Genomic DNA, 18,502 nt, shown 5'->3' on the forward strand with positions numbered 1-18,502 from the left:
CGTTACTCTGTTATATACTGTTTATACAGAAAGGAGCTGTGAGATGAAAATTATTATAAACCATTCTTCAATGATACCTATTTACGAGCAAATAGTAGAACAAGTTAAAGCTTTAATTCGGAATGGAAAATTAAAAGAAAATGATAATCTTCCGTCTGTTCGTTCTCTTGCAAAAGAATTAAAAATAAGTGCTCTAACTGTGAAAAAAGCATATGATAGCTTGGAAAACGAGGGGTTTACGGTAACAATTCATGGAAAAGGAACATATGTTACTGCTACAAATACAGAGCTTTTATTAGAGGAACAGAAAAAGGAATTAGAAAGTGATTTAGAACGAGTTATTCAAAAAGGCAGATGTTACGGTATCAGTGATGAAGATATAAAAAAACTATTTGAGTTAATTTTGGAGGGTTAGATATGTTAAAAATTGAGCATTTGAAAAAAAGTTATGAAAACTTTTCGCTTGATTGTTCTCTTGAAGTAAAGAAAGGTCATGTAACTGGTTTGATTGGTCAAAATGGTGCAGGAAAAAGCACAACATTTAAAGCTATTTTAGGGCTAATTTCCTTTGATAGTGGAACTATCAATATTCTTGGAAAGTCATTACAAGATTTTACTGCAAAAGACAAGCAAGATTTGGGAGTAGTTCTTTCGGACTCTGGCTTTAGTGGATATTTAACAATCAATGATATTATTCCTATTATTGATAATTTATATCAAAATTTTGATAAATCATTTTTTATAGAACAAGTTAAAAAGTTTCAGCTTCCACGAAATAAAAGAATAAAAGATTTTTCAACTGGTATGAAAGCGAAAGTAAAAGTCTTAGTTGCTGTTTCACACAATGCAAAGTTGTTAATTCTTGATGAACCAACGGCGGGATTAGATGTAATAGCTAGAGATGAATTGTTAGAAATGCTAAGAGATTTTATAGAAAAAGACGAAGAACGCTCTATTTTAATTAGTTCTCACATTTCCAGTGATTTAGAAACTTTATGTGATGACCTTTATATGATACATCAAGGAAAAGTAATTATGCACGAAGATACTGATGTTTTACTAAGCGATTATGCACTACTTAAAGTTGATGAAGAAGAATATTGCAAATTAGATAGACAATATATTTTACGTACAAAAAAAGAAAGCTATGGATATAGTTGTTTAACTAATCAAAAACAATATTATGCTGAAAATTATCCTCAAATGGCGATTGAAAAAGGAAATATAGACGAAGTAATAACAATGATGATTAGAGGTGTTGAATAATGAAAGGTTTATTGATTAAAGATTTTAAATTGCTGAAAGGACAGAAAAACTTCTTTATGACTATTACTGCTATATCTATAATAATGATAATAGTATCTCCGGGGACTTCGTTTCCGATTGGTTTCTTAGGTTTTGTGGGGGCATTATTCTCATTGAGTTCAATTAGCTATGATGAATTTGATAATGGAAATGCTTTTTTATTTTCTTTACCGATAACACGAAAAGATTATGTACTGGAAAAATATATTTTTGGATTGATTTCAGGAATAATGTTTTTGTTGTTGGGAACTGTTATTAGTTTAGTTGTTATTGGTATTACAAAAACAGGCAGTTTTAATGAAATTTTTTTAACAGCAGGTTCTTTATTTCCTACTATTTTATTGATTTTATCAATCATGCTTCCTTTTATCTTGAAATTTGGTGGAGAAAAAGGAAGAATTGCCATCATAGGTGTAATGGGATTTATATTTGTTATAGGACTGCTTCTTATAAAAACTACTGAATATTTAGGAATAGATTTATATGTCTTAATAAATAAATTACCTAAATTTGAACCACTAGTATATATAATATTATTTTTATTGCTTTCAGTTGTTATTTTAGGTATCTCCTATCTTATTAGCTTAACAATACTAAAGAAAAAAGAGTTTTAGAAAAGAGAGGTGTGCTTATGGACTTGACTATTTTGGTAGTAGGATTGATATTGGGCGTTGGTATTCCTTTAAGAAATAAGGCAATCAAAAAGCGTAGAGAAAATATGAAAGAGAAAGGAAATGAGGAAAAATGAAAAAATATGAATATTTAGAAATTGATTATACTGCGAAAGGTGTTGTGTTCCTTTGCACCGATAAACATAAGGAAGTTATAAATAGCTATGCAGAAAATGGGTATCGCTATGTTGGTTTTATACCTACAGAAATTGACGCAAAAGGTTGTATGCGAAAGATTGATTTAATTTTTGAAAAAGAAGATTAACTCATTTTAGGGAGTTGGTTCGAATGATAGGGTTAAAAAAACGAGATATTAAAAAAGCATTAAAGGCTGGTGCAAAGGCTGGCGGTATGTCATTAGCTGATGTACGGGAAAATATTGAAGCAACGATTGATGAAGCTATGAATAGCACCGACCCAGAGGTGCAGGCAAATTTCAAAAAGTATTTTGGGAATAAACGCCCTACACCAGAAGAATATATTTATATCATTACAAAAAAGACAAAGGTAAAATTATAATAAAAGGGTCGTGGAAATGCTTCACAAAATTGTGATCTGCATTATCACGGCTCTTTTACTCTCTGTTTACTTTCAAAACTGTAAGTGTACAAATATATTGCTTGTGATTGAAGATAATGGTTGTGGAATAAAAGCGTCTGATTTATCCCGTGTATTTGAAAAAGGTTTTACGGGTTCAAATAGAAACAAGGCAAATGCAACGGGTATGGGACTGTATCTATCGAAAAAATTATGCGATAGGTTGGGCTTGAAATTGGATATTGCTTCTACGGAAAAAGAATATACAAGACTGACCATTACATTTCCAAAAGGAACTGTTCATAATTTTTCAGAGTAATTTGAAAACCATGCCAACATTGATACGGTGCTTTAAGGGGGCTTGCATTATGGAAAGCTTTAAGTACAATTCTTTGCAATCAAATTCCACCTAATAGCACACTATTAAAAATTGAATATGTTTTAGCTTTAAAGGCTCGTACAGACTATATGTTTTGTGCGGGCTTTTTTCATACCCGAAAAAAATTTAAAAATTTTTCAAAAGAGGTCATTAAATCACACCTTTCATTCCCTATATGGTGCGGAAAGAGGGATAAACACTTTTCAAATCATAGTGGAAAGGGGGTGAGATTGATGAAACCGTCTGACTTCCAGAAAACAGTTCAATGTCGCTTTGAAAGTTGTTTGAAGAAAGTTGTCCGTCATATTGTAAAGGACTACCAACAAGGATTGAAACGACGAAAAGATAAAGAAATTCCATTCTGTGAACTTCCAGAAATTTTCGTTGAAAATTTTGCTGTGTGGGCTGACTACGAAACAGATTATACAATCTTTTCAGTATACGGCAATGTCTATATTGTTGTAGATATGGAGTTAAAGGGACTTATCCGAGAAGCACTTATCAAAATGATTTTAGGGTTTGATATTGCCTTAGAAATCGAAGAAGAATAAGCAGTTTTTAGCAGAGCATGGTTTAATGTCCCCCTCTTTCCTGCTCTGCCCTGCTTTTACATGAAAGCAACACGCTTTCGCCACAGCTCTTTGACAACTGAATAAAGCAGACAGATACGTTTGTGAGATAGCGAGCCACGGGGACTGTACGCCACGACCTTTCCAAAAGAAAGCGAGCGACCCACGCAGTGATCCGAGAGCGACTGTTGGAAAAGTCGTTTTGCCATGACCTATCCTCACAGAATAATGATACGTCCGCATGGTGCGGTTCTGCCCACAAGAATGGGAATAGTTGAGATACTAATGGAGCTTTCCAAAGCCGTCTGTCTGCTTGTAAAAAAACAACACACAGTAAAGGGGGTGCATAGATTATGAACAATACTGATGTGCCTATCTGGGAAAAATATACGCTGACGATTGAAGAAGCGTCTAAATACTTCCGCATTGGCGAAAAAAAATTGCGTAAATTAGCCGAAGAAAATATTGACGCTGGCTGGGTTATCGTGAACGGTAATCGTATTCAGATTAAGCGAAAACAATTTGAAAAAATCATAGATACATTGGACGAAATCTAATGTCATTGAGCCGTAGATATGGTATAATAAAGTATAGCGTATCACGGCTCATTCCATGACGGAAAGGAGCTTTACACTATGTCTAATGTAAAACGAAAAGACAGTAAAAATCGCAATTTGCGTAATGGAGAGAGCCAGCGAAAAGACGGAAGATACGTTTATAAATATACCGATATATACGGAAAGCCACAATTTATCTATTCTTGGAAACTTGTACCGACAGACAAGACACCTGCTGGAAAGCGTGATGATATTTCATTGAGGGAAAAAGAAGCACAGATAAAAAAAGACCTTAACGACAGTATCGACACAGTCGGCGGTAAAATGACAGTCTGCCAGCTTTACGAGAAAAAGAACAGCCAAAGAAAGAACATCAAGAGGGCTACCGAAAAGGGACGACAGTATCTTATGAACGCTCTGAAAAATGACCCATTGGGTATGAGGGCGATTGATACTGTTAAGCAGTCGGACGCTAAAGAATGGGCTATCAGAATGAGTGAAAAAGGATATGCCTATAAAACAATTGATAACTATAAGCGTTCCTTGAAAGCGTCATTTTACATGGCGATACAAGACGACTGTATCAGAAAGAACCCATTTGAATTTAAGCTAAGTGATGTTCTGGAAGATGATACGGAGCAGAAAGTTATCCTTACACCAGAGCAGGAAGAACGCCTGCTTGCCTTTATGGAAAAGGATAAGATTTACAGCAAGTATTATGATGAGGTTGTGCTTCTGTTGGAAACGGGACTTCGTATTTCTGAATTTTGCGGACTGACGACGCATATTGATATGCAGAACAAAATACTCAATATAGACCACCAGTTATTGAAAGACAGCGAAATCGGCTACTATATTGAAACGCCAAAAACCAAAAACGGAAAACGGGAACTTCCATTGACAGAACGGGCTTATCAAGCAATCCAAAGAATACTAAAGAACAGAGGAAAGGCACAACCGCTGATTGTAGGTGGTTACAGCAATTTCCTATTCTTAAACCGTGAGGGCTTGCCTAAGGTTGCAGGAAACTATGAGGGTATGGTGCGAGGGCTGATTAAGAAGTATAACAAATATCACACGGACAAGTTACCGAACATCACACCACATTCATTCCGACATACTTATTGTACAAATATGGCAAACAGAGGAATGAACCCAAACACCCTGCAATATCTCATGGGACACGCCAACATAACCATGACACTTGGCTATTACGCACACGGTACATTTCAATCTGCAAAAGCAGAACTGGAAAGACTGGCTTGTTAATATCGGAGCGTATATTTACTACTCATTTACTACTTTTGGTTGCATTTTCATGCTGGTAAATGCCAGCTTATGCAAGGTATCTTCCGAAAAGAAAATACCGATAAAGCCCTAAAATACGGGATATATCGGCATTTACCAACTTATGAAAAGATAATCAGAAATTTAGTAAGTTTTTGTTTTAAAAAAGAGATTATTTTAAAGGCAAACCTGTTGAAAGGCAGGAGCGCAAAGCCAGAAGGGACTAAAGTCAGAAAGCTTGACCATGTCAGCCGGTTGCCACTGTTTCCATATCATCATAATATATGGAAAAGATGTTTGAACAGAAGAGATTCCGATACCTTTTATACTATATAGATGTGTGATTTTAGAGAAATATAGTAGGGACACTGACAGATTTTGGCAAGTGTCCTTTTTGCATGCAAAAATGGGTAACAAAACTGGCAGGGACAGGTTCTCTGTATACAAATAAAAGCAGGATGAAGAAGGCATAAGACGAAGAGAGGACTTTTATAAGATGAAAAATTATGAAGACAAAATATATTCATTAGGTGAGACTGTAACGGGGCAGACACAGACCATGTCACAGGCCGTACAGAAAACACTGGAAAATAATGGCGGGGTAGGTATAATGACAGGATCTTATGACCAAAACCTGTCTATTTTGTCTGTGAATAATCTGCTGTTGCATAGTACAGGATATACATTCGATACTTTCATGGAACAGACAAAAGGCTCATTGAGAAACTTCTTTTATGACGAGGAAGATAGACTGGAGCGAAACCGTTTTTTGCAGCTTCACGGAACAGGGGAAGCACAGATCCTTGTAGCAGACGGTACAGTGAAAAATGTACGGCTTTGTAAAGAGGATGCGACAGATGAGGCGGGCAGACAGATCTGGGTTATGTCCGTACAGGTCAACTGGGATCATGTAAATTTGACACTGCTCAATGAGGCTATCTATTCCGGCTTCTGGTATTTTGACTGTGACGAAAACAGTGAGATTGTGAATGCAAACTGGAGTCATGAATTCCGAAAAATGCTTGGCTATCATGACACTCTGGACTTTCCGAATAAACTGGAATCCTGGTCAAATCTTCTGCATCCACAGGATAAAGAAAGAGTAATGATGCAGCTTCAGGCGGCAATTAAGGATAAGACAAACCAGATAAAATACCAGGTAGAGTATCGTATGAGAATGAAGGATAATCAATACCAGTGGTTTCGGGCATCGGCAGAAGTAATACGCCGTCTGGATGGTTCTGCCAGCAGGATTGCCGGGATTTTTATTAATATTGATGGGGAGAAAAAAGAAATCATGCAGGCACAAAAATCTGCTGCTTTCCACCGGGCTTTTACGAAAGCAGATTTGTGCGAGTATTATGTGAATCTGGAAGCGAATACTTTTGATACCTTTAAGGTTGAACCGTCCCTGATGACCGTCTTTGAACAGAGTCATACGTGGGATGAATTGATTCGGCATTTTGTGGATTCCTATGTTGTGGAGACAGATAAGAAGGCGGTATCCTCTTTTTACGACCGTGGTTATATTGCAGAAAGGCTGAAGGGTCTGGAAACCGAATTGGCTTTAGAGTGCCGTATTACTCTGAATGGAAAAGAACGATGGGTCCGCAATGTGGTCATACGTGGCGAAATAGAGGATTCAGAATATGCCATGATCTTTCTGCGAGATATCACAGAGGCAAAGGTAGAGAGCGCACGGCATCTGCAGATGGCAGCGGATAATGCTTCCATGGAGCAGCTGATTCAGAGTATTGTGCGTCTGGTTGACCGCTTTGTTGTCTGTGATCTGGAAAATGACAGATATGAATTCTACAATCTGAATGGACAGATGATATATAAACCTCTGGGATTTTATCATGATTTTCAGATGCAGGTTCTTGAAAAATATAAGACACTGGAACCATTGGAAGCTATAGATATCCTGATAGCCCCGGATAATATTCGGAAAAAACTGAAAAGTGAAAATGATATTTATAAGTTTGAGTATTGCAGCCTGGATGAAAAGACTTATAAAATCGCTTCTTATATTCCCTTGGAATGGAAGAATGGAAAGCTGGAAAAGGTATTGCTGGCATCCATGGATGTGACACAGGAAAAGAAAGCAGAGATTGAATCCCGTCAGGCACTGAAAGAAGCTTACCGGTCCGCAGAAAATGCAAATCGTGCGAAAACGGAATTCCTTTCCAATATGTCCCATGATATCCGGACACCAATGAATGCGATTGTGGGTCTGACAGCAATTGCAGGAGCAAATGTTGAGAGCCAGGACAGAGTCATTGAATGCCTCAGCAAGATCACAGAATCAAGCCGCCATCTGCTGGGGCTGATCAATGAAGTATTGGATATGGCACGTATTGAAAGTGGAAAAATGACACTGGCACAGGAAGATTTCAATCTGTCAGAGCTGGTAGATAATCTTATTACACTTACGAAACCGGTGCTTGATGAACATAAACATAATTTTGATATACACATCAATCATATTGAACATGAGGCTGTCTGTGGTGACAGCTTGAGGATTCAGCAGGTATTTTTGAATCTGATGAGTAATGCGATCAAGTATACACCGGATGGTGGAAATATTACTTTTTCGATAGAGGAAAAACCCAATGGATTTTCAGAACTTGGATGCTATGAATTTACAATTGAGGATAATGGAATCGGTATGTCACCGGAATTCCAGAAAATCATGTTTGATCCTTTCAGCCGTGCAGATGACCAACGGACAACCAGAGTTCAGGGAACCGGTCTTGGAATGGCAATCAGCAGAAATATTGTGAACCTGATGAATGGCACTATTAAAGTGGACAGTACCTTACATAAGGGAACTAAAATCACAGTAACAATTTATCTGGAGCTTCAGGAACAAGAAAAAGAACAGGACAAAAATCTGATGAATCTGCCGGTTCTGGTAGTGGATGATGATAAGACATGCTGTGAAAGTACAGTTGCCACACTGAAGGAAATCGGTATTATACACTCAAAAGCTTCATAGGCTTTAACACAGTCAACTCCATTTTCAATCATATAATCATAAAAATCTTCCCGCGTGAAACATGGATATATTTTAAAGTCATTTGTTGTGGTCATTTCAATAAATTTATCAACATCAAAATAACCCTGCTGCCCATTTTGCCATCTAAAAGTGCTGTGAATACCTGATTCTAAAGCCACCATATCCCGATACGTTTTCGGTTTTACTTTCTGAAAGAGCATTTGTAAATCTTTACTCGGAACTGCTGTGTTACATATATTGCTCCAGGTAATCTCTCTTAATTCTTTATTCCCAATTTCATTCGCGTAAATGCCAGTTTGTCTCTGTAACTCAGTTAATTCATCCAAAATTTCTACAGTTAATAATCGAACAGGTTTGATTGCATGTTCCTGCAATTCCAAAATCCCTCCAGTAATACAAATATCTCCGTTTTCCAGATAAGAAATCAAATCTGTATAATCCTGAATTGTATTTCCGGAAGGCAAGACAGCATAACCAACCAAATCAACACCAATCATTCTTTCATCAAACTGTGTTGAATTAAACTGAAACATTCCCCATCGCACGACTTCCTGATCTGGATATATTTTCTCTAAAACTCTTCGTGCAAATGCCAGGAATTCAGAATTTACGTTATATTCAAATGAAATAGATTTTTTACCATCTATTCCCCAGACGGTTTCCAGAGACAGGTTGTATCCGTCTGCTCACATTTTTGTATTACAACAAGGACATTTTCTGGAGGGAAGATCAATTCCAAATAAATGTGTATCTACTTTTTCATAATATCCACATTCCGTACAATAATAGTGCGTTGAAAGAGGATTAAACGAATGATTTCCGAGAAGATAACACAAAATTGAACCCGAAACAGTTCCACGCATATTCATAAGCGTATTACTCTTTTTTGCCTCTTCTGACAGGCAGCGGAAAATCTCAAAATCATCGATACAGTCTGAGTTTTCTAAAAACGTAAGTTCTTGTAAATAACGTTTCTGGATAGCTTCCGGCACTCCATTTGGATATTTTTCTACAAGTTTTTCCTGGCTGAATTTTTTTACATTTTCAAATGCATTTTGAATAACTGATAATTTCATAAGCGACCTCCAATTTATTTTTTAGATGTGGTCAGTATAACAAATTCGAAATACCTTTTATATTCCAATGGCTGTACCAAAAATAGCACAGCTATTAGTTGTTTTGAACAGAGAAAAAAGTTATAATATAGAAAAGACAATCGGAGTGTAGAAGTATGATAGCGTCAAAGGCAACCATTTTATGTTTATATGAGATTCTGAAAAAGTATACCGACGAATCCCATATTCTGTCAGCCGAAAAAATTCGCGAAAAATTAAAATCGATTTACGATGTTGATATGGAACGAAGAGCAATCTATCGAAATATAGAAGCATTACGCAGTATGGGAATTGAAATCGCCGGATATCAGGATAACCGGGAAGGATATTTTCTAATCGGCCGTGAATTTGAGCTTTCAGAAATAAGGCTTTTATGTGATGCAGTTGCTGCTTCTGATATGATAAAAGAATCTTCCGGCAAAATAATTATAAAAAAGCTCCTTGAATCATAAAGTATTTTTCAAAGCAGAATGCTACAAAAAACTGTTTTCGTAAAATCAGAGAAGAAGATTCTAAGCAAACAGCTGTTTTATAACATCGATGCGTTAAATGTAGCAATCAATCAAGGATGTAAAGTAAGTGCAAAACTGCTGGAATACGGCGTTAATCAAGAATTAGAAGAAATCGCAAATGGCAATATTATCATTAGTCCATACGTTACTATTTGGGTCGAAGGGAATTACTATATTCTTGGAAAGAGGGAATATTCCGAAGAATTAGAACATTTTCGAATTGATCATTTGAAGGATATCACAATACTGGAAAGAGGAATTGACATGATCTTCGGCGGTTTAAATCCTAGTCAGTATGCCGAAAAAAAGATTTTTCAAAAAGATGAATCAAAAGCATCCTATGAAATAGAATGTGCTTTCGAATTACGGCAGGAAATTACGGAAACCTTCGGGAAGAATGCAACCGTATTAAAAAAGGATAAAGAAAATATTACAGTAAAAATTAATACAATACCATCCGTTATACATTCATGGGTAATGACTCACATCAATCAATGTGAAATTATTGGGCCTAAAAGTTTCCGGGACAAAATCCAAAATGAAATTATGGATGCGTATAGAAAATATTGTATGTAGTCCTGATATGTATAAAAATATACTTGATTAGTTTTCGAAAATACTTGATAATAGTACAACAATATGTTTTAGATCAGTAGATGAAATTTTAAGCATTAATTATAGAATGAGGTGACCAAATGGAAATAAAAGAAGTACAATCCATTCTTACAATTGGTGAAACTGTAGCGGTTGAATTTAAACGCTGTGGAAATGGAATTGAAAATGATACCTATGAGACAGTTTGCTCATTTCTGAACAGATTTGGCGGAGACCTTTTCATGGGAATATTAGATGATGGGACTGTAGTAGGAATACCAGAAAAAGCAGCTCCTGATATGGTAAAAAACTTTATTAAGGTTATTAGTAATCCTACATTGTTCTCACCAACGATATATTTGGTACCGGAAATTATAAAATATGATGAAAGTCATACGATCATTCATGTTCATATTCTGCCTAGTGCAGAGGTTCACAGCTTCAAAAAAGTCATCTATGACCGTGTGGATGATGCGGATATAAAAATAACATCTACCAGTGCAATTGCACAGATGTATATTCGTAAGCAGAATATTTTTACAGAAAAGAAAATCTATCCTTATGCAAAAATGGAAGATTTGAGATTAGATCTGCTGCCAAAGATTCGTATTATGGCGCAGAATCATGCAGGTGGTCAGCATCCCTGGACAACTATGGATGATCAGGAACTTTTGAAAAGCGCAGGATTATATGGTCGAGATATCGTCACCGGAGAAGAAGGCTTCAATTTAGCAGCAATTATGCTGTTAGGAAAAGATGATGTAATTTTAAATGTTGCACCAACGTATGTGACAGACGCTCTTGTACGAAAAGTCAATGTAGATCGTTACGATGATCGGGAAATTATTAAGACAAACCTAATTGAAAGTTATAGCCAGCTCCTTGATTTTGGAAGAAAAAACTTGCCAGACAAGTTCTTTCTGGAACCAAATCCAAAAAATCCTCTTATAGCATCGTTTTTCAGGAATATCGGTTATGCTGACCAGCTTGGATCTGGTGTAAGAAAATTATTCAAATACAGCAAATATTATTCAGGGAAAGATCCTTTGTTTGTGGAAGACGATGTATTCCGGATTATTGTTCCATTGGATGATGCATATTCGTTTGATTATGGAATAGAAGCTGGAAGCAGTAAAGTAATTGAAAGTAATAATGCCGATAAAATGCCGATAAATGCCGATAAAATGCCGATAAATGCCGGTAAAACGCTGGTAAATAGTTTGTCGGCACAGCAAAATTCAATTATTCAATTTGCGAAAGAGACAGGATCGATTAAATCTCGGCAAGTAGAAGAATTACTTGGAGTAAAGCAACGTCGAGCAAGAAGAATTCTTGGAGAACTGGTCAATATGGGAATTTTGGAACGACAAGGTGCATATAAAAGCACTGTATATGTTTTGAAAAATTAAAAAAGGCACCTGCTTATCATTACTATAAAAGTAAAATCATCAAACACTAACCTAAAGGAGCACACCAACCCATGCCATTACAAATCGTCAGAAATGATATCACCAAAATGTCCGTAGACGCCATCGTCAATGCCGCAAATTCCTCCCTGCTCGGTGGCGGTGGAGTGGATGGCTGCATTCACCGTGCAGCAGGGCCAAAGCTTTTAGCAGAATGCCGCACATTAGGCGGCTGTCAGACCGGAGATGCAAAGATTACAAACGCCTATGATCTGCCTTGCAATTATGTCATTCACGCAGTAGGTCCTATTTGGAGAGGCGGACAGTTTCATGAGCGGGAGCTGCTTACTTCCTGCTATGAAAATTCCTTAGCACTTGCAAAAGAAAAACATTGTGAAACCATAGCATTTCCACTGATTTCTTCCGGAATTTACGGCTATCCGAAAGCTCAGGCGCTGAAGGTTGCAATCGACGCGATCAGCGCATTTCTTATGGAAAATGATATGACGGTATACATCGTCATTTTTGATAAAGCAGCTTATCGGATCAGCAGCAAACTGTTTTCTGATATTGCATCTTATATCGATGATCATTATGTAGAAACACACATTAACAAAACATCCGAAGCAATGAGGCGCCAGAAGCAGTTCCGGGAAATGGATCTCTGTGAAAGCATATCTTTACCAGAGCCATCAAATGTACCGTTAAGTAAGGCTGCAACTTTGGAAGATGCCTTGCAGCAAATGGATGAAAGCTTTTCTGAAATGCTGCTTCGGAAGATTGATGAAAGTGGAATGACCGATTCTCAGTGTTATAAGAAAGCCAATATTGACCGGAAATTATTTTCCAAGATTAAAAATGACAAGTACTACAAACCATCCAAACCGACCGTTCTTGCATTTGCGCTGGCACTTGAGCTTCCGCTTCCGGAAATTCAGGATATGCTGATGAAAGCAGGATTTGCCCTGTCTCATTCCAGCAAATTTGACGTAATCGTTGAATATTTTATCTTGAAGCAAAATTATAGTATTTACGAAATCAATGAAGCACTCTTTGCCTTTGATCAAAGTCTGATTGGAGGCTAAGAAGAAAATAGTTTGGCAATTTGGCACATAGCGTTGTTCACCTGATATGATTCTGTAGAAATTTTCTGATCCATAAAAAAGTGTCGCTTTTCATGCGACCATTTCCCCAGAAAATGGCAGTATCCTATAGTTACAAACAAAATAAGCCATTACTTAGGAGGAAATTTAGTATGAGAAAAAATCTGACAGAAGTTGTATTTATTTTAGATCGCAGCGGATCCATGAGCGGACTGGAAAAGGACACCATAGGCGGCTTCAATTCTATGATTGAAAAGCAGAAAAGAGAGGCAGGGCAGGCGCTGATTTCTACCGTGCTTTTTAACAATAACAGTAAAGTCCTTTATGACAGAGTAGAGGTGCAGAAGATTCCCTCTATGACAGAAGACGATTATTCTGTGTACGGCTGTACGGCTCTCCTGGATGCGATCGGCGGTGCTATCCATCACATTGGAAATGTCCACAAATATGCGCGCGCGGAAGATGTACCAGAGCATACCGTTTTTATCATCATGACAGATGGTATGGAAAATGCAAGCCACATTTATCGCATTGATAAAGTAAAGCAGATGATCGAACGACAAAAAGAAAAATATGGATGGGAATTTCTCTTTCTTGGCGCAAATATTGATGCGATTGAAACAGCCAGTCATTTTGGAATTGACGCAGATAAAGCTGCCAATTATCAATGTGACTGCGAAGGAACTGCATTGAATTATGAAGTATTAAATGATGCCATATCTGCTGTTCGGTGCAATGCAGCGCTTGATTCTAGTTGGAAAAAGCGGATTGATAAAGATTACAAAAAACGCGGGCAACATAGCCGCGTAGATTGATGAAACACACAAAGAGCAGGGGATGAACTTTCCAAAGTTCTTTCCCTGCTCTTTCCACATTCATTTATTCCATCACTTCTCCGATCACCTTCATCATTTCATCCACCCGGAACGGTTTCATAATAAACCCATCCATCCCAGCATCCAGCGCATGTTTCCGGTCTTCCTCAAATGCATTTGCAGTCATGGCAATGATTGGAATCTGTGCCTTCTTCACATCTGCAAGCTGACGGATTTTCTGTGTCGCTTCGTACCCATTCATCCGTGGCATCTGTACATCCATCAGGATAAACTGATATGTGCCTGCTTCCTTATTTTGAATTTCTTCCACACAGGCGCATCCATCCGGAACCCAGTTCACAAGAATTCCTTTATTTTTCAAAACTTCCATGGCAATTTCTGCATTTAATTCATTATCTTCCACCAAAAGTACATGCATTCCGTCAAGACCTATTTTGTATTCCTTTGCTTTATCTGATTGATGAAGCTGATTTTCCGTTGCAATCCGAAGGGGAAGTGAAATCTGTATTTTGGTTCCCTGACCGGAATTACTTTGGATTATCACATCACCATGCATCAGATCTACCAGTTTCTTCACAATCGCAAGTCCAAGCCCTGTTCCTTCAGTCTTGCTCTCGGTAGAAGTTCGCTCTCTTTCAAATGCCTCAAACGCATGTTTCTGAAATTCTTCAGTCATACCGATTCCGGTATCCTTTATCGTGAATTTGTATTCGGCAAATCCAGGTGCGATCATTCTCTGGACGCAGCTAAATGTGATCGTTCCTCCCGCTTGGGTAAATTTAACTGCATTATTCAGTACATTTACCAGTACCTGCTGCAGTTTTGTCGCATCACACCATACCAGTGGATTCTCTATTTGATCCTCAACTTTGAAATCAATCATTCCCTTTTGGATGCTGTATTCGAGCATCATTTTCAGATTTTCTTCCATTTGCTTCAGGTCAGTTACCATCTCCACAATTTCTGCCTTTCCACTTTCGATTTTAGACAGATCCAACACATCATTGATGATCTTCAGAAGAATCTCACCAGATGCCTGAATTTTGGAAATTGCATTTTTTACAATTTCTTCATCATCCGGATGTTCTGCAATGATATCAGAAAATCCAATGATCGCATTCATCGGGGTACGGATATCATGGGACATATTTGCAAGGAAAGCATTCTTTACCTCACCGGCTACTTTCGCTTTCCGTGTCGATTCTTTTTCCAGTTCCAATGCTTTGGACAGTCTTTTCCGGTGTTCAAACTCCATCTGATCTTGCTGGTGCTCCACCATGAACAGGTAGGAGAGCAGTGCTCCGATTACCAGGCAGTACGGTTGGAACGGATACGCCCCATAAAGTGGAATGATATAGGTATTTGCCAGAATTCCGATCAGTGGGACTGCTGAAAACAGTGCCGATTTTATGAGATATCTGACACCCTTTGTATTGTTCATGAATAAAATGAAGAATGTCTGTGCAAATGTATAAACGTAATAAAACAGATTGAGTACGGCAAACACTCCGAAAAATGTACCGCGTATATAGGTCCGGTTCCGTGAAAATCTCCAGACAATTCCCGTCGGAACTGAGAGAAGCACCATCAGAACCAGGAGAATGAACGGAATCATTTCCGCAAATCTTTGCTTCTTTGAACGGTTAATCCCCATATAACTCTGCATAAACAAATGCCACACATATGGCATGATTACATAAACCAGATAAAAGAAAAACACAACCAGCTTAAACTGCAAAAGGTTTCCTGACTTACCTAAGAGTTCTTTCATAAACAATGCATCCATTAACACATAAAGCTCTACCATGCCAATAAAGATCATCGTATATTTTTTACTCTGGCTCCATGTAATATAATACCGGATCCTTAAAAAGATGATCGTCAGTATTATCATCATAAATATTGCGTTGCTCAAATAAATACTACTCATTTTCCAGTCCCTTTTTTCTTTCGTTTTGTCTCATTATTTCTTTCATTATTGTATACTTTTTCTATGCGTTTCGCAATCCATATGTTATACTATTGAGTAAAGGTATCTCAAGGAGGATTTTACAAATGAAAATAGCAGTAACATACGAAGGCGGATCTATTTTCCAGCACTTCGGAAAGACAGAAACTTTTAAAATGTATGAGGTAGAAGACGGAAAGATCACTTCCATGCAGATTGTTCATGCTGGTGGCGCCGGACACAGTGCGCTTGCAGGATTCCTTTCTGAGCAGAGTGCAAATGTTCTGATCTGTGGCGGTATCGGAGAAGGTGCACAAGAAGCGCTGAAAGAAGCCGGTATCAAAGTTATATCCGGTGCAGCAGGAGAAGTAGATGCGGCAGTGAATGCCTATCTTGCAGGAGAACTGGAATCTGCAGGTACAAATTGTGACCATCACCACGAAGAAGGTCATTCCTGCTGTGGACAGCATGAAGAAACAGCAACAGAAGAAGCTTCTGCTGAAGAAGAACATTCCTGTGGCGGACACTGCAGTGGATGCAGCGGATGTGGTGGCGCACATGTGCCGGATTTTGAAGGTCCGAATGTCGGAAAGACCTGCCGTACCCATTACAGAGGTACCTTTGATGATGGTACCCAGTTTGATTCTTCCTATGACCGCGGAGAGCCATTGGAATTTGTATGCGGAGCCGGACAGATGATCCATGGTTACGATAAAGCCGTTGCAACAATGGAAGTAGGACAGACCATCAACATCCATCTGATGCCGGAAGAAGCTTACGGCATGCCGGATCCACGCGCCATTTTCACGCTGGAAATCGCACAGCTTCCTGGATCAGAAGATCTGGAAGTCGGTGCACGTGCATATCTGACCAACCAGTATGGACAGCCATTCCCGGTAACCGTAACCGAAAAGACAGAAACCAACATCACATTTGATGCCAACCATGAGATGGCTGGAAAAGAACTGAACTTCCAGATCGAACTGGTAGAAGTAAAATAGTAAATATGAAAAGTGATTTAAGCGCCCCTTTTATTTCGTCATAAAGGAGGCGCTTAAATACTAAGATTATATTTTTGAAAATCGATAATTTAGACAACGGAAGGGAGATTTGCCTGTGCTAGATTCAGAATTAAAAACATATCCATGGAATCCAACCGTAAAAAAGAAAGCCCGCCGCGTGTTCATGCTGAGATGGTTGTTCGTTATCCTGGCTGCCGCTGCAATCTTTTTTCTGACCTATCAGAAACTCACTACCAATGTCTGGGGACTTACGGCTTTCCTTTGCCAGCTTCTTGCCGTTATCGAACTTGCTTTCGGGCTCCAGTTTGTAGAAGCCGGATGGAGCAGAAAGATATCGAGTAGAATGCCACTGGACGAACACTATGAGTACGCGCTTTATATGTATCATATACAATCTGTCCGCGATCTTGCTACGAATAACCGCATGCTGCTCCTGATTGCAAGCCTTGAAATCCAGCTTGGAAAATACGATCATGCTACACAGACAATTACACAGATTTCTGTTGGAAAATGCACACCAGTCCAGTTAAAACAGTTGTATTTTATGCAGATCTTACTGGCAGCAGAAGTAGGAGATACTGATACAAAAAATCAGTTTTTAACCCGTTATACAGGAATTCCTGACACAAACGGTGAATATCCATCTGAACCAGAACTTACCACCTGGATTGAAGCAGAAGAAATGGACAGACTTATTTCTGCATTAAAAAAATTTACTCCGACAAGAAAAGAGCATATCCTGCGTACCTGTCTGATTACAATCGTTCTGGCATACAGTACCTTTTTCTACGGTGCATGGTATGGTATCAATAAAAGCGCAGGATATGCAATCCGCTATTATTTTGCTGAAATATCCGTCATCTGCGTTTCCGTCACCTTGTCCTGCCTGCTGATCTGGGGCATGATCTGTCTGTATAAAAAGCAAAAAAGTCTCCTTAATAGGAAAGCAGCCAGACGAATAATTGCCGTTTCTTATGCCGCACTGACTCTTTTCTTACTTTCTCTGATTGGTTACAGCTTTTTAATTGTGAGCTTTGGCGTAGAAGGAACGGAAACCGTAACCGGTCAAGATCAGCATTATATTTATCTTTCCGTACAGCCTGATTACGGCATCGCTACACAGTACCGAACTGATAACCTGATTTATATGCAAAAAACGGGTTTGTTTTTGCCGAATACAGATACTTTAACAGAATCCTCTGTACCGGATTCTGACCCGAATGATTCGGAAACACAAGATAGTAGTACCACTGATTCTACCGAAAATTCTCCGGCACAGGAATCCCAGAAAGCTTCACCGCTTCAGGACGAAATGCGTGCTGTGTATCAATATATCCAGCAACAGAATCCCCTTCCGGATATGAGTTTCACTTACACGGCAAATGCAAAGGGAGAAAATTACGCGATCCTCTCTGAGACAACAGAAGAGAAGGATGGCACAACAGTAAATGTCAATTACTGTCTGTATGATAACGGTTCTAAGACAGATGAAAATAATAATACTTTCGAAGAATTGGTTCTGGAAAAGGTATATCCGGATGGTGGATATGAGACAGAACTGGTTGATTTCTATCTGGTAAATCCGGAGACTTTGGAAGTTATAGATGAGCAGAAATCAAGCTGGTAATTCTATTTATCCTAT

Annotated in this window: 19 protein-coding genes and 1 riboswitch; of the genes, 17 read left to right on the forward strand and 2 right to left on the reverse strand. The window is 38.3% G+C overall.

Going from position 1 to position 18,502, the window contains the following annotated elements; all coding sequences use genetic code 11:
• Nucleotides 1-43: 43 nt before the first annotated feature.
• From NQ556_RS08245 to NQ556_RS08290, 10 genes are all read left to right on the forward strand, one after another.
• Nucleotides 44-415 (forward strand): GntR family transcriptional regulator, encoded by a 372-nt coding sequence (locus tag NQ556_RS08245; protein WP_006857100.1) that lies wholly within the window; start codon nucleotides 44-46, stop codon nucleotides 413-415.
• Between the two features lie 2 nt (nucleotides 416-417).
• Nucleotides 418-1,266 (forward strand): ATP-binding cassette domain-containing protein, encoded by an 849-nt coding sequence (locus tag NQ556_RS08250; protein WP_204575964.1) that lies wholly within the window; start codon nucleotides 418-420, stop codon nucleotides 1,264-1,266.
• Entirely contained in the window at nucleotides 1,266-1,919 is a 654-nt protein-coding gene (locus NQ556_RS08255; protein ID WP_006857098.1) for an ABC-2 transporter permease, read from the forward strand. The genes NQ556_RS08250 and NQ556_RS08255 overlap by 1 nt, the downstream gene beginning before the upstream one ends.
• 130 nt (nucleotides 1,920-2,049) lie before the next feature.
• Nucleotides 2,050-2,241: a DUF4177 domain-containing protein gene (locus tag NQ556_RS08260; protein WP_008370354.1), complete on the forward strand. Its 192-nt coding sequence runs from the start codon at nucleotides 2,050-2,052 to the stop codon at nucleotides 2,239-2,241.
• A 23-nt stretch (nucleotides 2,242-2,264) separates the two neighbouring features.
• Nucleotides 2,265-2,495, forward strand: coding sequence for a hypothetical protein (locus NQ556_RS08265; protein ID WP_021423130.1), 231 nt, complete (start codon nucleotides 2,265-2,267; stop codon nucleotides 2,493-2,495).
• A gap of 16 nt (nucleotides 2,496-2,511) precedes the next feature.
• Complete coding sequence (locus tag NQ556_RS08270) at nucleotides 2,512-2,832, forward strand: ATP-binding protein (RefSeq protein ID WP_006857095.1); 321 nt, start codon at nucleotides 2,512-2,514, stop codon at nucleotides 2,830-2,832.
• A gap of 293 nt (nucleotides 2,833-3,125) precedes the next feature.
• Entirely contained in the window at nucleotides 3,126-3,443 is a 318-nt protein-coding gene (locus NQ556_RS16910; protein WP_008370348.1) for a helix-turn-helix domain-containing protein, read from the forward strand.
• A 371-nt stretch (nucleotides 3,444-3,814) separates the two neighbouring features.
• Nucleotides 3,815-4,018, forward strand: a complete 204-nt coding sequence (locus NQ556_RS08280; RefSeq protein ID WP_004613735.1) for an excisionase — start codon at nucleotides 3,815-3,817, stop codon at nucleotides 4,016-4,018.
• A 78-nt stretch (nucleotides 4,019-4,096) separates the two neighbouring features.
• Nucleotides 4,097-5,287 (forward strand): site-specific integrase, encoded by a 1,191-nt coding sequence (locus tag NQ556_RS08285; protein ID WP_006857094.1) that lies wholly within the window; start codon nucleotides 4,097-4,099, stop codon nucleotides 5,285-5,287.
• A 190-nt stretch (nucleotides 5,288-5,477) separates the two neighbouring features.
• Nucleotides 5,478-5,568: riboswitch (cyclic di-GMP riboswitch) on the forward strand.
• Between the two features lie 233 nt (nucleotides 5,569-5,801).
• Entirely contained in the window at nucleotides 5,802-8,303 is a 2,502-nt protein-coding gene (locus tag NQ556_RS08290) for an ATP-binding protein (RefSeq protein ID WP_204575965.1), read from the forward strand.
• 707 nt (nucleotides 8,304-9,010) lie between these two features.
• On the opposite strand, the gene NQ556_RS08295 is transcribed toward NQ556_RS08290, so the two are convergent.
• Nucleotides 9,011-9,400: a hypothetical protein gene (locus tag NQ556_RS08295; RefSeq protein WP_008370329.1), complete on the reverse strand. Its 390-nt coding sequence runs from the start codon at nucleotides 9,398-9,400 to the stop codon at nucleotides 9,011-9,013.
• A gap of 155 nt (nucleotides 9,401-9,555) precedes the next feature.
• Here NQ556_RS08295 and NQ556_RS08300 point away from each other — a divergent pair, with 155 nt between their 5' ends.
• The 5 genes from NQ556_RS08300 to NQ556_RS08320 all read left to right on the forward strand — a co-directional run bounded on the left by NQ556_RS08300 (nucleotide 9,556) and on the right by NQ556_RS08320 (nucleotide 13,869).
• Entirely contained in the window at nucleotides 9,556-9,891 is a 336-nt protein-coding gene (locus NQ556_RS08300) for a hypothetical protein (RefSeq protein ID WP_173699735.1), read from the forward strand.
• Nucleotides 9,892-9,909: 18 nt separating this feature from the next.
• Nucleotides 9,910-10,527: a WYL domain-containing protein gene (locus NQ556_RS08305; protein ID WP_008370326.1), complete on the forward strand. Its 618-nt coding sequence runs from the start codon at nucleotides 9,910-9,912 to the stop codon at nucleotides 10,525-10,527.
• A 119-nt stretch (nucleotides 10,528-10,646) separates the two neighbouring features.
• The gene (locus NQ556_RS08310; protein WP_173699737.1) at nucleotides 10,647-11,954 is read left to right on the forward strand and encodes an RNA-binding domain-containing protein; all 1,308 of its coding nucleotides are present in this window, start codon (nucleotides 10,647-10,649) and stop codon (nucleotides 11,952-11,954) included.
• Between the two features lie 71 nt (nucleotides 11,955-12,025).
• Nucleotides 12,026-13,036: an O-acetyl-ADP-ribose deacetylase gene (locus NQ556_RS08315; RefSeq protein WP_008370317.1), complete on the forward strand. Its 1,011-nt coding sequence runs from the start codon at nucleotides 12,026-12,028 to the stop codon at nucleotides 13,034-13,036.
• Between the two features lie 170 nt (nucleotides 13,037-13,206).
• Nucleotides 13,207-13,869, forward strand: a complete 663-nt coding sequence (locus NQ556_RS08320; protein ID WP_044998634.1) for a vWA domain-containing protein — start codon at nucleotides 13,207-13,209, stop codon at nucleotides 13,867-13,869.
• A 64-nt stretch (nucleotides 13,870-13,933) separates the two neighbouring features.
• Here NQ556_RS08320 and NQ556_RS08325 read toward each other — a convergent pair whose 3' ends face one another.
• Nucleotides 13,934-15,820 (reverse strand): ATP-binding response regulator, encoded by a 1,887-nt coding sequence (locus NQ556_RS08325; protein ID WP_173699741.1) that lies wholly within the window; start codon nucleotides 15,818-15,820, stop codon nucleotides 13,934-13,936.
• 125 nt (nucleotides 15,821-15,945) lie between these two features.
• On the opposite strand from NQ556_RS08325, the gene NQ556_RS08330 reads away from it, so the two are divergent.
• A complete protein-coding gene (locus tag NQ556_RS08330; protein ID WP_008370312.1) occupies nucleotides 15,946-16,839 on the forward strand; it encodes a NifB/NifX family molybdenum-iron cluster-binding protein in 894 nt (297 codons plus the stop codon).
• Between the two features lie 115 nt (nucleotides 16,840-16,954).
• Entirely contained in the window at nucleotides 16,955-18,487 is a 1,533-nt protein-coding gene (locus tag NQ556_RS08335) for a hypothetical protein (RefSeq protein ID WP_173699743.1), read from the forward strand.
• The last annotated feature ends 15 nt before the right edge of the window (nucleotides 18,488-18,502 follow it).

This window comes from Coprococcus comes ATCC 27758 (genome assembly GCF_025149785.1).
Classification (GTDB): domain Bacteria; phylum Bacillota; class Clostridia; order Lachnospirales; family Lachnospiraceae; genus Allocoprococcus; species Allocoprococcus comes.